Source organism: Streptomyces sp. CA-288835, assembly GCF_050936385.1.
Taxonomy (GTDB): domain Bacteria; phylum Actinomycetota; class Actinomycetes; order Streptomycetales; family Streptomycetaceae; genus Streptomyces.
In genome coordinates, this window is record NZ_JBNJMW010000001.1 from 2,474,289 (window position 1) to 2,489,372 (window position 15,084).

15 protein-coding genes and 1 pseudogene are annotated in these 15,084 nt (G+C 67.3%); 1 reads left to right on the top strand and 15 read right to left on the bottom strand.

The features are described 5' to 3' along the window. From ACQEVY_RS11140 to ACQEVY_RS11170, 7 genes and pseudogenes are all read right to left on the bottom strand, one after another. On the bottom strand, window positions 1-645 hold the full coding sequence (locus ACQEVY_RS11140) for an isochorismatase family protein (RefSeq protein ID WP_432947347.1): 645 nt from the start codon (window positions 643-645) through the stop codon (window positions 1-3). Between the two features lie 261 nt (window positions 646-906). Next, window positions 907-1,782, bottom strand: a complete 876-nt coding sequence (locus ACQEVY_RS11145) for an aldo/keto reductase family oxidoreductase (RefSeq protein WP_432955172.1) — start codon at window positions 1,780-1,782, stop codon at window positions 907-909. 21 nt (window positions 1,783-1,803) lie between these two features. Further along, a pseudogene (locus tag ACQEVY_RS11150) lies at window positions 1,804-2,032 on the bottom strand (IS110 family transposase); the annotation flags it as partial. Window positions 2,033-2,120: 88 nt separating this feature from the next. Next, the gene (locus ACQEVY_RS11155; RefSeq protein ID WP_432947349.1) at window positions 2,121-2,702 is read right to left on the bottom strand and encodes an SRPBCC family protein; all 582 of its coding nucleotides are present in this window, start codon (window positions 2,700-2,702) and stop codon (window positions 2,121-2,123) included. Window positions 2,703-3,034: 332 nt separating this feature from the next. Further along, the gene (locus tag ACQEVY_RS11160; protein ID WP_432947351.1) at window positions 3,035-3,985 is read right to left on the bottom strand and encodes an alpha/beta hydrolase; all 951 of its coding nucleotides are present in this window, start codon (window positions 3,983-3,985) and stop codon (window positions 3,035-3,037) included. A gap of 32 nt (window positions 3,986-4,017) precedes the next feature. After that, window positions 4,018-4,962: an NADP-dependent oxidoreductase gene (locus ACQEVY_RS11165; RefSeq protein WP_432947353.1), complete on the bottom strand. Its 945-nt coding sequence runs from the start codon at window positions 4,960-4,962 to the stop codon at window positions 4,018-4,020. Window positions 4,963-5,685: 723 nt separating this feature from the next. Continuing rightward, window positions 5,686-6,078, bottom strand: coding sequence for a nuclear transport factor 2 family protein (locus ACQEVY_RS11170; RefSeq protein WP_432947355.1), 393 nt, complete (start codon window positions 6,076-6,078; stop codon window positions 5,686-5,688). 50 nt (window positions 6,079-6,128) lie between these two features. Between ACQEVY_RS11170 and ACQEVY_RS11175 the strand changes: the two genes are divergently transcribed. After that, entirely contained in the window at window positions 6,129-6,293 is a 165-nt protein-coding gene (locus ACQEVY_RS11175) for a hypothetical protein (RefSeq protein WP_432947357.1), read from the top strand. Between the two features lie 102 nt (window positions 6,294-6,395). On the opposite strand, the gene ACQEVY_RS11180 is transcribed toward ACQEVY_RS11175, so the two are convergent. From ACQEVY_RS11180 to ACQEVY_RS11215, 8 genes are all read right to left on the bottom strand, one after another. Then, window positions 6,396-8,588 carry a xanthine dehydrogenase family protein molybdopterin-binding subunit gene (locus ACQEVY_RS11180; RefSeq protein ID WP_432947359.1) on the bottom strand — a complete coding sequence of 731 codons (2,193 nt, stop codon included), beginning with the start codon at window positions 8,586-8,588 and terminating at the stop codon, window positions 6,396-6,398. Then, the gene (locus tag ACQEVY_RS11185; protein ID WP_432947361.1) at window positions 8,585-9,568 is read right to left on the bottom strand and encodes an FAD binding domain-containing protein; all 984 of its coding nucleotides are present in this window, start codon (window positions 9,566-9,568) and stop codon (window positions 8,585-8,587) included. The genes ACQEVY_RS11180 and ACQEVY_RS11185 overlap by 4 nt, the downstream gene beginning before the upstream one ends. A gap of 8 nt (window positions 9,569-9,576) precedes the next feature. Continuing rightward, complete coding sequence (locus tag ACQEVY_RS11190) at window positions 9,577-10,218, bottom strand: (2Fe-2S)-binding protein (protein ID WP_432947363.1); 642 nt, start codon at window positions 10,216-10,218, stop codon at window positions 9,577-9,579. Window positions 10,219-10,757: 539 nt separating this feature from the next. Further along, window positions 10,758-10,880 carry a hypothetical protein gene (locus tag ACQEVY_RS11195; RefSeq protein WP_432947365.1) on the bottom strand — a complete coding sequence of 41 codons (123 nt, stop codon included), beginning with the start codon at window positions 10,878-10,880 and terminating at the stop codon, window positions 10,758-10,760. 8 nt (window positions 10,881-10,888) lie between these two features. Continuing rightward, complete coding sequence (locus ACQEVY_RS11200) at window positions 10,889-11,494, bottom strand: hypothetical protein (protein WP_432947367.1); 606 nt, start codon at window positions 11,492-11,494, stop codon at window positions 10,889-10,891. 21 nt (window positions 11,495-11,515) lie between these two features. Further along, complete coding sequence (locus ACQEVY_RS11205; RefSeq protein ID WP_432947369.1) at window positions 11,516-12,865, bottom strand: FAD-binding oxidoreductase; 1,350 nt, start codon at window positions 12,863-12,865, stop codon at window positions 11,516-11,518. A 47-nt stretch (window positions 12,866-12,912) separates the two neighbouring features. Beyond that, window positions 12,913-13,665, bottom strand: coding sequence for an SDR family NAD(P)-dependent oxidoreductase (locus ACQEVY_RS11210; RefSeq protein WP_432947371.1), 753 nt, complete (start codon window positions 13,663-13,665; stop codon window positions 12,913-12,915). Between the two features lie 571 nt (window positions 13,666-14,236). Further along, window positions 14,237-15,061 (bottom strand): helix-turn-helix transcriptional regulator, encoded by an 825-nt coding sequence (locus ACQEVY_RS11215; protein WP_432947373.1) that lies wholly within the window; start codon window positions 15,059-15,061, stop codon window positions 14,237-14,239. Between the last annotated feature and the right edge of the window lie 23 nt (window positions 15,062-15,084).

Below are 15,084 nucleotides of genomic sequence, written 5' to 3' on the forward strand. Positions count from 1 at the left end.
TCAGACGGCCGTGGCAGCGCGCTTGCCCAGTTCGAGGGCGTGGAAGAAGGTCCGGGCACTCATGCCCATGGACGGCACGTTCTCCTGCATCAGCCGCATTCGGTGCGGGGCGTCGTGGAACTTGGGGTCGAGCTGGAACTCGGCGGCCAGGGAGAACCAGGTGACCGGTACCGCGCCGGCTTGGACCATACGCTGCACCGCCGCGTTGTGTGCCTCGAGCGAGGGGCTGGCGGATGCGTCGACGGCCACGTGCACGCGGTAGCCCTCGCGCAGACCGCCCAGCACCGTCTGCAGCACGCATCCGTCCGTGGCGATGCCGCCGACCACCAGGTTCTCCCGGCCTTCCTCCCGGACCGCCTGGGCGAACGACTCGTCCAAAAAGGAGTTGAAGTCGACGGCACGCTCGATGACCGGCTGGTCACCGATGGCCTCCAACAGCTCCGGGTACAGCGGGCCGGACGGCTTGCTCGACTGGCCGTTGGTCACGACCAGACCGCTTTCGTACCACTTCGCCGTCTTCGCCAGGCCCACGACGTTGTTGATGTGTTCAGCGAGGTTGTGGGAGCGCAGAAGGTTCGCGAAACCGACTGCGTAGTCGACGAGAACGATGGTGGTGTTGGCGGGGGTGAGGGGCTCAGGAGTCATGACATGACTTCTTTCTGATCAAAGAGGAGGACAGCGACGCGTTGATCGCGCAGCGGTGGGCAGGTGCCTTGGCGCACGGGTGACCGCTTGGTCACAGCAGTTGTTCCTTGCCGCGGTGCCCAGTCCCGCACGCTGATGGCACAGGTGGCCGGCGATCCCAAGTCATTGCCGACGCGCAGCGCCCGGTCATACGTCCGACGCATGACCCTCAGCGGCGGCAACGACTCCTTGTGGCTTGTGGGCCGTTCAGCTACGGGGCATTCAGCGGCCGATGTCGTCCAGCTCGGTCAAGTCCTCATGCGAGAGGGAGAGTCCCGCGCCGGCGATGTTCTCGCGCAGGTGCGCTGTCGATGACGTGCCGGGGATGAGCAGGATGTTCGGTGATCGCTGCAGCAGCCAGGCCAGTGCGACGGACATCGGTGTCGACTTCAATCGAGCGGCGACCGCCGAGAGCGCCGAGGACTGGAGCGGGGTAAAGCCTCCGAGGGGGAAGAAGGGCACGTACGCGACGCCTTCGGTGGCGAGCCGGTCGATGAGCTTGTCGTCGTGGCGGTGGGCGAGGTTGTACATGTTCTGCACGCACACGATCGGCGCGATGCTCTGTGCCTCGGTGACCTGCTCCTCGGTGGCGTTGCTGACCCCGAGGTGGCGGATCAAGCCCTGCTGCTGGAGTTCCACGAGCGTCTCGAACGCCTCGGCGAGCGAACCGGGCTGGGGACCTTCGGCGTTGCCGAGTCGGAGGTTGACCAGGTCGAGTACGTCGAGCCGGAGGGACTTGAGGTTGTCGTGGACCTGGCGGCGCAGATCTTCGGGTCGCCGGGCCGTGGGCCAGCCACCCTGTTCGTCGCGGGTCGCGCCCACCTTGGTCACGATGTGCAGCGACTCGGGATAGGGGTGCAGCGCCTCGCGGATCAACTCGTTGGTGACGCGCGGCCCGTAGGCGTCGCTGGTGTCGATGTGGGTGATACCGAGGTCGACCGCCGCTTCGCGCAGAACGGCCAGGGCGCCCTCGCGATCGGTGGGCGGCCCCATGACCCACGGGCCGGCCAGTTGCATGGCGCCGTAGCCGAACCGGGTGACGATCAGGTCACCCAGAGTCCAGGTGCCGCCGGGAAGAGAGAGGGAGGGTGCGCTCATGCTGTTGCCTTTCGTCGAGAAGGCCCGCTTCAGCTGTTTGTTGCCGCGGCGGGAGGGCTGTTCACCGCGGATCGAAGAGCCCGAACTCCTGGTCGCAGGGCCAGACCTGCGTAGGAGGCCAGGTGGGCGGCGGTCGGGAAGGTGCTGCCGTCGCCGGCGTCGATGAGGATGCGGGCTACGGTCCTGACCCCGATTCCGGGCATCGAGATCAGGACCTTCGAAAGAGGGGGGTCTCCAGTAGTTCCTGGATCCTCGTGGCGAAGAGTTTGCGCTCGTCAAGTATGGAAAGCGGCGGCTTCAGGCCACGACTACACCCTGGAGTGTGAGGGGCTCGATAACTACGCCTGCGAGCGGTTTTCTTCCGATTCGATCACTTGCAGGCACCTCGCGAGGGCGGCCACCATGTATCGGCGCCAGAGGGGGGCGAATGGACCGGCGAGAATCCAGCGACGACCCGGAAGAGGCTTGAATTCGTAGGTCCACCGAATGAGGGTGCCATCGCCGTCGGGATTGAAGTTCCATTCACCTCGAACGCCTGCCGCGAGCCGGGAGAGGATGTTCGTGAATCCCGTCAGCTGATACGCGAAACTCGAGCCTTCCGTGTACTCGACCAACTGTTCGTCGGCCTGTGACCCGTCGTCGAACTGCGGATTCCTGGTGGGACCGACGTGATCCCATGCTTCGGTCTGGTTTGTCACACCTTTGACACCGGGAAAGGGCGCCACCCGGTGGAAAACGCTCGACAGGTCGATGGGAACGATCAATCGGAACGCGTTGGCGGGCGCCACCGAAGTTCGCCGCTGGACTGTGATCGGAACAGTGTTGTCGGTTGAGCCGATAAGGAGGGGTATCGCCGGGACCACTGCGGCCCCTTGAGGCTCGGTCGATTTCTTCCCCGCGATCGGTTTCCTGTCGGACATCGATGTTCTCCTGTCTTGGTGATGTGAATCCACTGTGAAGCATTAACGAACATGAAATGCTTCGAATGGAAGCAAGCAGATTCGTGATGTGAGTGACCCGACCACCGGCCTGAACATCGAGTGCCTGCTTCACCTCCTGACGGCGATCAGCAGCCTGGCGCAGTACGGGGTGGACGAGCACCTGCGTGCCGGCGCCAAGGCGCTTCAGGGGCGACGTCGAGGTAGGGACCGCCCGGCATTCCGGCGGGCCCTTTCCTCGCTGACCCAGGGACCGCAGCGATATGTGGCTGGCGACGTGGGTTGCTAAGTGACAGCAAGCCGCTCGTCACGGCTCAGATCGACTTGAGCACCCGGACCCGATCGGCGATGGCACGTCGCGCGACGTCGGTGTCGAAGGCGATGGAGTCGAATTCGTGGGGGGCGCCGGGGTGAAGGTGGAACTCCACCGGCACGCCGGCGCGGCTGAGCTTGGTCGCGTAGGCGGTGTCCTCGTCGCGGAACACGTCGAGCTGGCCGACCTCGATGTAGGCCGGCGGCAGGCCGGTCGCATCCTCGAGACGGGCGGGAGCTGCCGTGGGCGGGACGCCGGGGCCGCCGGCGGCCTCGCCGAGCAGTGCCGGCCATGCGGTGAGGCTGTCGTCGTAGGACCACAGAGCGTAGGGATCGATGTGCGGGTCGGGTGTGGTGGTGCGGTCGTCGAGCATCGGCATGAGCAGGATCTGCCGGGCTATCCGCGGGCCGCCGCGCTCGCGGGCGAGGATCGTCAGGGCCGCTGCCATGCCGCCTCCGGCGCTGTCGCCCATCACGCCGATGCGGTTGGCGTCGACGTCCAGCTCGGCGGCGTGTTCGTGCAGCCAGCGCAGTGCGGCGTAGGCGTCTTCGAGCGGTGTCGGGAAGGGGTACTCGGGGGCGCGGCGGTACTCGACCGACAGCATCGGCACGCCGCTGGAGGACACGTAGCGGGAGACCGGGCCGTCGAACAGGTCGATGTGGCCGAGGATGTATCCGCCGCCGTGGAAGAACAGCACGGCCGGGCCGGGCTCGGCGCCGTCCTTGACGTACCAGCGCATTTTGATCTGTGTGCCGTCGTCTGCGGTCGCGTAGTGCTCGTGGGTCTTCACGTCGGCCGGGATCGGCTGCGCGGCTCCCGCTGCGCCGATGATCGGTTCCCACATGGCGCGGCGGCCCGCGATGTCGCCCACAGCCGGCGGCTTGGCCTCGGCCATCGCGTCGGCCATCGGGGCCAGCGCCTCGGCGATCTCGGGATCCAGGGACAGTGTCATGGTGTTTTCCTTTCGAGGCTGGTCGGTCGGTGTCAGGCGGCGGGCGCGACGATGACGGCCTTGCCGTGCAGCTCGCCCGTGGCGGCCTGGGCGTGGACTGCCGGCAGCTCCGCCAGCGGCACTCGCTGCGCGACGTCGACGCGCAGCTCGCCGGAGTCGATCAGTGCCACCAGCCGCGACAGCTGGTCGGCGTCGCTGCGGACGAACAGGTCGATGCCGCGTACGCCGCGCTGTTCGTCGCTGGGTGCGGGCATCCACACCGTGGTGTTCACCAGCACTCCACCGGGAGCGATCAGGGCGGGCAGCGCGGCCAGCTGCGACGGGTCGATCGGCGCGAGGTTGAGCACGACGTCGACCGGCCCGGTCACCGCCGCGGTCACCTCGGTGGTGGTGTGATCGATGATCTCGTCGGCGCCCGCCGTCTTGACCTGCTGGCTGCTGCGCGGGCCGGCGGTGGCTATCACGTACGCGCCGGCGTTCTTGGCCAGCTGCACGGCGTAGCCGCCGACCGCTCCGCCCGCGCCGTTGACCAGCACGCGCTGACCCGCCGTCAGCTTGGCGTGGTCGAACAGCGCCTGGTACGCGGTCAGGCCCACTATCGGCAGCGCTGCGGCGTCGGCCAGCGGGACGCTCTTCGGCGCCGCCGCGAGGATCTCGGCCGGGGCGATGACGTACTGCGCTGCGGCGCCGGGCTTGTCCATCGGCAGGAAGCCGACAACCTGGTCGCCGACCGCGATGCCGTCGACGCCCTCGCCCAGCGCGTCGATGGTGCCGGCGACGTCGAGGCCGGGAGTGTGCGGCAGCACCACCGGGATGGGGCCTTGCATGAAGCCGCCGCGGATGTTGCCGTCGACGCCGTTGAACGACGTCGCGGCGACGCGGATGCGGACCTCACCGGCCCCGGGGACGGGCTGCTCCACGTCCTCGTAACGCAGGACGTCGGGGTCGCCGTACTCGTGGAAACGCACTGCCTTCATGGGAAACCCTTGTCTCTCGATATGCGTGAGGTGCTGCGCTTTCGAAGCACCAACTTCGATGTGTGAGCCGACCGGCAGCCGGCGAGGCCAGGCGCCTGCGGGTGCCAGGGACCGGAATTTTTCGTGGTTCGGTGAGCCGGGCACGGTGGAGAAGATCAACAGTTTCTGGCCCTGCTCCGGATCCACCAGCCGCTGGCAGTACGACGTGAACTCGAGGAGGTGGCCGAGCTGGCTGGTACGTCGGTCGATTACTGCAGCCGGATCGCGCAGCAGTGTGGTCCGGCCGCAGGGAAGTCCGACGTCCTCCGGCTGCAGCACCTCCCGGCGTACCCGAAGTTAGTCGGCCGGCGGTACCCGATTCATCTCGTCCTCCCGTGCTCGACTGTTCAAGCATCGCGTGAACCAGGAACCGGATGAAGGCCGTACTTATCCACGGACAAGTTGTCCGTGGCAAACCATGCGATGCAGGAGAGATGACCCGCCTGTCGTCACAGAGCACCAGATGTTCATTCCACGTCATCGGCAAGTGGCGGACGTCGTGCCGGTGCAGTCGGCTTTGGACCGGTGCGGTACACCCGAGGACGTGGAGGTTGTCGGACTCGGCGTCGGTGAGCTGCAGTGTGCTCGCGGTCCCGGCGCGAACGTCGCTTTACCTCGCGCGATCACCCGATCAGGAACCCTGTTCGACCAAGTCATCCCCGTGATCGATTAACGGATGGCGTCTCAGCCCTTGAGGGCTTCTTGGAGGATGTGACTGTCGGCGACCTGCCGCATGCTGACGGCCTTGCCGTCACGGACGGTCCACAGGTGGATGAATCGGACGTCGGCCTTGTCCCCGCTCTTGGTCTCGGCGTGATAGTGCCCGAACACGAAGACGTGGCCTTCGTCGTCCGCGTAGAACTCCTCGGGCCCCGCGCCGAAGGACGCGATGTTCGGCATCGGCGTGCCGAAGAAGTCCTTCGCCACGCTGTCCCAGCCGTGGTAGACGCCGCTGTTCGGAAAGCCCGGGGTGATGTCCCAGACGAAGTCCGGGGGAATGACCTCCTTGATGACCTCGGGTGCCATTCGGGATTCGTAGACCCGGCGGATGAGGGCGAGGTCGGGGGAGTCGGACATGGTGCGCTCCTTGCGGGGATGGGGGAATCGGATACGGAAAGGAAGGCCTTGTGATCAGGCGGGGCCAGGCGGTAGCGGCCGCCCCGGACCCGCCGGGGATCGGGTATCGGCCCCAGCACTTCGGCCAGGGCGGTGAACTGCTGCGATTCCGGATCCGGGGAGGCGGAGTCGATGTCCTCGTGGTGGCGCTGCAGGACACCGATCAGGGAAGATGACACGCGAACGCGTCCCCTGTTCGTGATCAAAGGATTCGACAACCTTGATCATCAGGGGTCGCGTCCCTCGTTGCCGAACCGGGCGAACCCATCAGCCCCGGGCTAGAGCAGGAGCTCGGGGGTGATGGGCAACTGGCGGATGCGCCGGCCCGTGGCGTTGAAGACGGCGTTGGAGATGGCCGGCGTGACACCGACGCAGACGATCTCGGCGAGTCCCTTCACGCCGATCGGGTCGGCTATGCGGTCCTCGCCGCCCGCCAGGTAGATCGCCCTGATATCGGGTATGTCGGCATGCGTCGGAACGAGGTAGTCGGCGAGGTTGGCGTTGACGATTCGGCCGTCGCGATGGTCGGTGATCGTGTGTTCGAGCAGGGCCGCGCCCAATCCGCCGATCATTGCGCCGAGTGCCTGGCTGTCGGCGAGCGCGGGACTGATGATACGACCGGCATCGTAGACGCCCAGCATGCGCCGGACCCGCACCAGGCCGAGCCGGGAGTGCACGGCGACCTCCGCGAACGTCGCCGCGTAGGCGTACAGGGAGTACCTTGCGGGTCCTTCCGGCGGAGCCCATGAGCCGAGTACTTCGAGGTAGGCGGAGTTGTTGCGGGCCAGCAGGCGCTGGTACGTCTCCCCCCGCCCCGGGGCGTCCTTTACGTACAGCCGGCCGCCGCGCACCTCGACATTGGCGGGGTCGGCCCCGTGCAGCGGAGAGCCCTCGTCTTTGACGGCGAGGGCGATGGCCTTTTTCCGCAGCTTGTCGCAACCGTCCTGCACGGCGGATCCGACGCTCGCCATGGTCTGCGATCCGAAGTGTCCCGGGGCCGGAGGCAGGGTCGAGTCGCCGAGCTGAAAGATCACCCGGCGCATGGTCAGGCCCAGGGCGTCAGCGGCGACCTGTGTCATGGAGGTGGCGGTGCCGGGCCCCATGTCGCTGGTCCCGGACTGGACCAGGGCGGTGCCGTCGGCATTCAGCCGCACGGAAGCCTGGGCCGCGGCACGCTGGGTGTCATATACGCCGGCGGCCATGCCCATGCCGAGGTGCCAGTCGCCGTCGCGCTTGGAGCCAGGTTTCAAGCTCCGCCGTTTCCAGTCGAATGCGCGGGCGCCGGTGGTGTAGCACTCGCGCAGGCGGCGGGTGGAGAACTGAAGACCGTTGGACTGGTCGTCCACGGGTTCGTTGCGCTGACGCAGTTCGATCGGGTCCATGCCCAGTTCATGGGCGAGTTCGTCCATCGCCGACTCCAGGGGGTAGGCACCGCTGGAGTATCCCGGGCCACGCATCCACGTCGGTGTGTTGACGTCCAGGGGGACGGACCGGTGGATCTGCTTGACGTTCGGCGTGCTGTAGAGGATCCGCCCGGGGACGAGAGTGTCCTCCAGGTGCGTTTCATAGCTGGATGTCTCGGAGTCGACGTCGTGCACCGCAGCGGTCAGACGGCCCCGCCGGTCGCTGCCCATCCGAAGCCCATATGAGTACGCGGGCCGGTAGCCGATCCCGAAGTACAACTGCTTGCGGGTGAGTACGAGTTTGACGGGACGGTCCACCTGGCGGGCGGCCATGACCGCGATGACGGAGTGCACCCAGGTACGGAAGGCGTTGCCGAAGGCACCGCCGAGCACGGGCGAGATGACATGAATGTTCTCCGGCGGTATCCCGAATTCGCCTGCCATGTTGAACATGGCGAACTGGACCGCCTGGGTCTTCTCCCAGAGGGTGAGCTTGTCCCCGTCCCAGCGGGCGACGATGCCGGCTGGTTCCATCGCGTTGTGGTGCTGACGGGCCATCCGGTACGCCAGGTCGAGCTGGACGTCGGCGGACTTCAGTGCCTGGTCCGCGTCGCCCCGCGCATAGGTCTCAGGGTCGTCGGCGGGAGGCGCCGCGCTCATGTCGGTCGAGGGGCGCTCGGCGTGGTAGGTGACCTGCATCAGGCTCGCGGCGTGCTGGGCGACCTCGAGCGTCGTGGCCACCACGACGGCGACGGGCTGTCCGAAGAAGCGCACTTGGTCGTCCTGGAAGGCCCTCAGCGGCTCGCCCGGTGGGTAGCCGTTACTTTCGACGGGCGGAAGCCTGGGCGCGTTGAGGTGGCTGATGACGGTAAGGACACCCGGCTGGGCGAGGGCGGGACCTGCCTCGACGGCGGTGATGCGGCCGCGGCCGACGCTGCTGTCGACGATAACTGCGTGAACGACGCCGTCGGGGTTGTTGTCGCCGGCGTATTTGGCTTTCCCGGTGACCCGCAGCCGTGCGTCCACCCGGGCCACGGACGCGCCGACGGCAGCTTGTGGCTGGCTCATGAGGTGCCTCCGACGGTGCGCAGTTGCTGCTCGACGGTACGTTTGAGCAGCTCGACCTTGAAGCCGTTGTGCCTGAGGCGGTGCGTGCCTTCGGCCGCATGGCCGGCGGCCTTGTGCCACAGCCGGGCGGAGGGACGCTCGCCGATGAGGGCTTGTTCGACGGCCGGCAGCTTCCAGGGCACCGTGCCCACACCGCCGGCGGCGACCTTCGCATCGAGGATCGTTCCGCCGCGGATGTGGAGGGCCACCGCGGCCGAGGTCAGCGCGAACTCGTAGGACTGGCGGTCGCGGACCTTCAGATACCCGGACTTCAGCGGGCGGGGCAGGGCAGGAATCTCCACCGACGTGATCAACTCACCTGGCTGAAGCGCCTGCTCACGGTCAGGCGTGCTGCCGGGCTGAAGCAGGAAGTCCGTGATGGGGATGGTGCGCCTGCCCTTGTCCGGAGCCGTCAGGTGGACGCTCGCCTCCAACGCGGCGAGCGCGACAGCCAGATCGGACGGATGTGTGGCCACGCATTGGTCGGAGGTGCCGAGGATCGCATGGCTGCGGTTGAAGCCGTTCAGTGCGGCGCAGCCGGAACCCGGCTCGCGTTTATTGCAGTCGGCGGTCACGTCCCGGAAGTACGTGCAGCGGGTGCGCTGCATCATGTTCCCGCCGATGGTGGCCATGTTGCGCAGCTGGGCGGAGGCGCTCAGCTCCAGCGCCTGGGAGATGACCGGGTAGCTGTCACGTATGGCGGGGTGAGCTGCGGCTTCCGCCATGCGGACCAGGGCGCCGATGCGTAAGCCGCCGTCCTCGGTACGGTCCACATCGTGCAGCGGCAGAGCGGTGATGTCGACCAGGACATCAGGGCGCTCCACGGTTTCGCGCATCAAGTCGACGAGGGTGGTGCCGCCGGCTATGTACCGGCCGCCGCGCCCACCGGCCTCGAGGGCTTCCGTGGTGTCGGATGCCTTGGTGATGGTGAAGGGGTGCATCGTCCACCTCAGTTCTGGCCCGCGGCCTGCTCGACCGCGCGAACGATCTTGATGTAACAGCCACAGCGGCAGAGGTTCCCGCTCATCCACTCCCGGATCTCGTCGGACGTTCCGGTGTGGCCTTCCTTGATACAGGCGACACCGGACACGATCTGGCCCGAGGTGCAGAAGCCGCACTGATAGGCGTCCTGATCTATGAACGCTTGCTGCAAGGGATGCAGTTGGTCGCCGTCAGCCAGTCCCTCGATGGTGGTGACCTCGACGCCGTCCAGCCGGACGGCCAGGGTCAGACATGAGTTGACGCGGTGGCCATCGACCAGGACGGTGCAGGCGCCGCAGGCTCCGGCATTGCAGCCTTTCTTTGAACCGGTCAGGTCGAGGTGTTCGCGCAGCAGGTCGAGCAGAGAGGTGCGGTTGTCGACGGTGACACTGTGCCGGACGCCGTTGATCGACAGGTGAACGGTGCCGCCAGGAGGCCCTTCGGCGGCCACCGCCTCCCGGCCGCCCAGGACAGCCGGCGCCGTGACCAGTCCGCCGGCGACGACGGCCCCTGAGACGGCCGTGGCCGTAGTGATGAACGTGCGCCGAGACGGTGCCGAAGCGGCCTCGGCAGTGACAGATCTATCAGGCTCGGGATTTTCGACGGACACGCTCACTCTCCTTCGCGTCAGGGTCAGAGCTGCGGGTCTTTTTCGGTGTGAGTTCGGGGGGCGGCGTGCCTGTTCCTCAGTTCGAGGGCTGCAGGATGGTCATGGCTGGTCCATCGGGGCCGGTGGGCGGCGATGCCATCGACCTGCTTCCCACCCTGCCTTGCACCGCTGCCCGGTCTTTGCGTCTGGCAGTGTTCACTCGTGCTCAGCACTGCTCACACCGATAGCGCCGGCGTTCTCGGCTGACTGGACACGCGCGGCGGGTGGATGGCTGTTTCCACATACGCCCTCCTGTGCTCGACTGATCAAGCATCGCGTGATCCAGAATCCGGATGAAGGCCGTACTTATCCACGGACAAGTTGTCCGTGGCAACCGTGCGATGCAGGAGAGATGACCTGCGCGCGGCCGCACGACGATTTCGGCGAAGAGCGGTGGCCGGTGAGAAGCAAGACGCTGCTCTGGGGGAGGGAAGGACTGTGACGGGTACAGCCGGTGGCGTTGTGCCAGGGGTGCTGCCCGGCCCGAGGACACGGAGTGGTCAGGTCTTGCGTGCGAGGGCTTCGCGGACTGCGGGTACGACTTCGGCGGCGAACGCGCTGATCTGTCGGGTGTGGTCTCGTTCGGGCCAGATGACGAAACCGTTCATGCCGACGGTGCGCACGAGCGCGACTAGGTGCTCGGTCCACTGGGCGGCGGGCCCCTGGAACGGGCCGGCCGACTCCGGTTGGATGACACCGGCGATGTTGTAGACCCGGCGGCGAAGCGTTCACCGTCCCAGAGGAAGATCTGCGAAGGCCGGTTGTCGGCCTCCTGTTCCGGAAGGACGACCCCTTGGGCGAGGGCCAGGAAGTGCCGGTCCTCGATCGTGAAGTGGCTCCACTGCTTGGCGGCGAAACTGTCGAAGGACTGGAACTCGGCGAAGGAGGTGCCGTCCCATTCGAGGACATGGGATGAGGTGGCATACCGGTACGGGCCGTTGCCCGTACGGATGCTGGCCACGGCCAGGAAGGCACGGTCGCCGATACGGAAGAACTCCGCGTCCTCGCCGCCAGGCGCCGGTACGCGCTGGAACGGCTCGTATCCTCGCTCCCCTCGCTTGAGCAACAGCAGATCCGTGTCGCTGTCTCCTCCGTTCATGTCCGCCGGGGTGTCCGGCATGTCATAGGCGAGCTGCGGTATGGCGAGCAGATGCATGCCGTCCAGGTCGAAGGGCTCGACGCCTCGTGCACCGGAGGTGGGGACGGACTGGATTTCGGTCAGGTGTGTGCTGGACATCGAGTGGTCATCTCCTCGGTTTCAGTGCGGGAACGGCACCGACGGCAGGGCGAAGTTGTTGTCGAAGACGTGGTCGGGGTCGTACTGCGCCTTGAGTGAGACCAGCCGGTCCAGTACCTGGCCGGGAAAGGCGTCCTGCAGTTGCCTCCGCCCGGTACGTGTTTCAAAGCTCAGGTAGAGCCCGTTCACATGCGGCTGGAGCCGTTCCCAGTGCTCGTCGAGGCCGTCGCGCAGTGCGGGCACGGTGGCGGCCATCAGGGAGAAGTTCTGGGTGCGATGCGAGTAGGCCATGGCGGTGGGCGGTGTGTCGTTGACCGCTGCGCCGACCGAGCGCAGCTGCACCATGCCGGCCGCCTTCATGAGCGCTGCCATGCTCTCGGCGGCGGGCGGGGTGATGTGGTCCAGGAGTCCGGAGCGCGACACGGTGAGCGGTTGCTGCGCGTGCTGCGGCTCGTGTCCGGCGGGCAGCAGCCGGTGGTAGGGAGTGACGGTTGCTTGGTTGCGCAGGACCGGCCCGGCCGACAACAGGGGGGCGAGGGCCGCGCGGGCCTGCGTCGCGTCGGTGCCGGCGTACACGGTCATCGCCTGGGCCACAGCTGCTCTCCCGCCGGGACCTGCGACGAGCGTCAGGAAACTGGTGAGCGAGCGGGGGGCCGCCTCCACTGCTGCCGCCCACCGGGTGAGGAACCCGGCGGTGTCGGCGGCGTCGTAGACGGTCATGGCGACGATCACATCGCGCACCGGCTGAGCCTGGAACTCGAAGGCCGTCGCCACCCCGAAGTTGGTTCCCGCCCCGCGCACGGCCCAGAACAGGTCCGGGCTGTGTTCGGTGTCGGTGCGGATGAGAGACCCATCGGCCAGGACGAGTTCGGCGGCACGCATGTGATCGATGGTCAGACCGTGCAGACGGGACATGAGGCCGATACCGCCGGCGGTGGCCAGTCCGCCGACCCCGACATCTCCTGTGTCTCCGGAGGACAGCCCCAGGCCGTGGGGTGCGAGTGCTGCGGCGACGTCTCCCCAACGGGCTCCCGCTTCCACGCGTACCAGGCCGGACCGGCTGTCGAGGATTTCCACGGTGTTGAGCCGGGAGAGGTCGATGACCATGCCTTGGTCGTTGGTGGAACGGCCGCTGATGCCGTGGCCGCCGCTACGGGCGGTCACGGGAACCCCGGTGGTGCGGGCATGAGCCAGCGTGTCCGCTATGTCTTGGTGGTCGCGGACGCGGATCACGGCAGCTGGGGATCCGAGGCGGGTGTAGGTGTGCCGTACGGCGTCGTATTCACGGTCGCCGGGCCGAATGGTGACCGTGGCAAGGCTCTCGGGAAATGTGTGCTTGGGTGCAGGCGGTGGGCTGGCGGGGGTCTGCATCGATGCTCCGCGTTGTCCGTGTGGATGGAGGGGCTTGCGTGCATCCGTCACTTCGGCGGTGTGGTCCGTACACCGTGGGCGCGGGTCACCAGGTACTGGAGCGGGTCTTTGGTGTGTGAGCCGTCGCCGGCGATGAGGCGGCCCGCGTGCCGGCCGAGGTCCTCGGCACTGAACCAACCGGGGCTGTCCGCTCCGATCGCGGCACGCGGGCGGGTGCGGATGGGCCCGATGATCAGCTCGTGGACACGGGGACCGGCGCCGCCCAGTTCCGCCGTGAGGGAGCTCACCAGCGACTTCTTCGCCGCGTTGGTCGCGCCCACGAGTGCAGCGAACGGGTAGGGGATCTCCGCGCTGAACCCGCTCAGATGCACCAGGGCACCGTCCCGGGACAGCAGCGGGGTGAGCGCTCGCAACGCGTGAAAATGACTCGTCAGGTTCGACGCGATCATCGACTGCCACTCGGCATCGGATGTCTCGAGGATGCCGGTACGCTCCGGGCTGCCCCAGTCGCCGATAGTGATGACGGCGCCGTCCAGCGCACCGTACGCGGACAGTTGGGCGCGCACCGACTCGCTGTCCGCGTCACCGACATCGACCGTGTGGGTGATCAAGGTGCCCTCACCGGCGTCCTTGGCGTAAGCCACGAGGCCCGCCAGTCGTTCCTCGCTGCGGCCGGTAGCTACGACGGTGGCTCCCTGGCGCAGCAGCGCGAGAGTCATCCCCTCTCCGATGCCGCCGGTCGCGCCCGCCACCACGACGGTCCGTCCGGACAGCGGCAAGTTCCCCTGTATGTCGTTCACGGGCGAGATCCCTTTCCTGAAGGCGGGGGCGGCCCCCGCAGGGTGGGGGTGGGGGCGGGCCGGAGCCCGCCCGCCAGGGGTTCAGACGGCCGTGGCGGCGCGCTTGCCCAGTTCGAGGGCGTGGAAGAAGGTCCGGGCACTCATGCCCATGGACGGCACGTTCTCCTGCATCAGCCGCATGCGGTGCGGGGGCGTCGTGGAACTTGGGATCGAGCTGGAAGCAGAAGGTTCGCGAAACCGACTGCGTAGTCGACGAGAACGACGGTGGTCGTGGCGGGGACGAGGGGCTCAGGAGTCATGACATGGCTTCTTTCTGATCAAAGAGGAGGACGGCGGCGCGTTGATCGCGCAGCGGTGGGCAGGTGCCTTGACGCACGGGTGACCGCTTGGTCACTGACGAAGGTGCCGTCGCGCGCCGTGCTGGGGGCCTGGAGGCGGGGCGGTCATCGCTTCTCTTCAGGCGTCGTGGCGGGCGGGGTAGTCGGTGTACCCGATTGCGCCGCCGCTGTAGAAGTGGCCGGGTCGGGCCTGTTCAGCGGGGATGTGTGCGCCGCCCGACAGCCGACGAGGCTTAAGCGCCTACGGCTGCCAGGAGTTGGAGCTTTTCGTAGTCCGGTGAGCCGGGTACGGCGGAGAAGACCAGCAGTTCCTGAACCTGGTCGGGGTCCACCAGCCGCTGGCAGTACAGCTCCATCTCGCCCAGCTCCGGATGCCGGTAGCGCTTGAGGTCGTTGTGGTGGGTGACGTCGACCTCGTGTAACCGCCAGAGTTCGGCGAACTCGGGGCTGACCTCCAGCAGTGCCGCGACGATGTCGCCGGCCCTGCCCTGAGGGTCCGCCGTATACGCCACCCGGATGTCCACGGTGCAGACCCTGCCCCGCAGGGCGTGGTCCTCGACGGGATAGAGATCGCGTTGCGCCGGGTCGGTGAACCAGCGATAGACCAGGTAGCGGGACAGTCCGTTGAAGCGGGTGTAGTCGCCCAGCAGAGCGACTGCCGGGCGGGTCTGCAGCAGCGTCTCACCGAAGCGGGACATCACCAACGCGGGTGTGTCCGAGAGCCGTTCCACGATGCGCATCATGGTCGGGCTGACGTGATCTTCGCGCAGGACCCGCCGCGGGGCAGAGTGCCCGGCGAGGTCGAAGAGGTAGTCCCGCTCACTCAGGCTGAGATGCAGCCCCCGGGCGAGTGCGGCGAGTACCTGCTCGGACGGCATCGGGCCACGCTGCTGCTCGATCCGGCTGTAGTAGTCGACCGACATGCCGGCCAGCGCGGCCACCTCTTCACGCCTGAGCCCACCGGTACGACGCCGAGAGCCGCGGGGAAGTCCGACATCCTCCGGTTGCAGCACCTCCCGGCGTGCCCGGAGGAAATCGGCCAACAATGCCCGGTCCATCTCAACCTCCCGTATTCGACTGA

Coding starts and splice junctions, on each gene's coding strand:
- ACQEVY_RS11140 (WP_432947347.1), bottom strand. CDS start 645: ATGACTCCTGAGCCCCTCACCCCCGCCAACACCACCATCGTTCTCGTC.
- ACQEVY_RS11145 (WP_432955172.1), bottom strand. CDS start 1,782: ATGAGCGCACCCTCCCTCTCTCTTCCCGGCGGCACCTGGACTCTGGGT.
- ACQEVY_RS11155 (WP_432947349.1), bottom strand. CDS start 2,702: ATGTCCGACAGGAAACCGATCGCGGGGAAGAAATCGACCGAGCCTCAA.
- ACQEVY_RS11160 (WP_432947351.1), bottom strand. CDS start 3,985: ATGACACTGTCCCTGGATCCCGAGATCGCCGAGGCGCTGGCCCCGATG.
- ACQEVY_RS11165 (WP_432947353.1), bottom strand. CDS start 4,962: ATGAAGGCAGTGCGTTTCCACGAGTACGGCGACCCCGACGTCCTGCGT.
- ACQEVY_RS11170 (WP_432947355.1), bottom strand. CDS start 6,078: ATGTCCGACTCCCCCGACCTCGCCCTCATCCGCCGGGTCTACGAATCC.
- ACQEVY_RS11180 (WP_432947359.1), bottom strand. CDS start 8,588: ATGAGCCAGCCACAAGCTGCCGTCGGCGCGTCCGTGGCCCGGGTGGAC.
- ACQEVY_RS11185 (WP_432947361.1), bottom strand. CDS start 9,568: ATGCACCCCTTCACCATCACCAAGGCATCCGACACCACGGAAGCCCTC.
- ACQEVY_RS11200 (WP_432947367.1), bottom strand. CDS start 11,494: ATGTCCAGCACACACCTGACCGAAATCCAGTCCGTCCCCACCTCCGGT.
- ACQEVY_RS11205 (WP_432947369.1), bottom strand. CDS start 12,865: ATGCAGACCCCCGCCAGCCCACCGCCTGCACCCAAGCACACATTTCCC.
- ACQEVY_RS11215 (WP_432947373.1), bottom strand. CDS start 15,061: ATGGACCGGGCATTGTTGGCCGATTTCCTCCGGGCACGCCGGGAGGTG.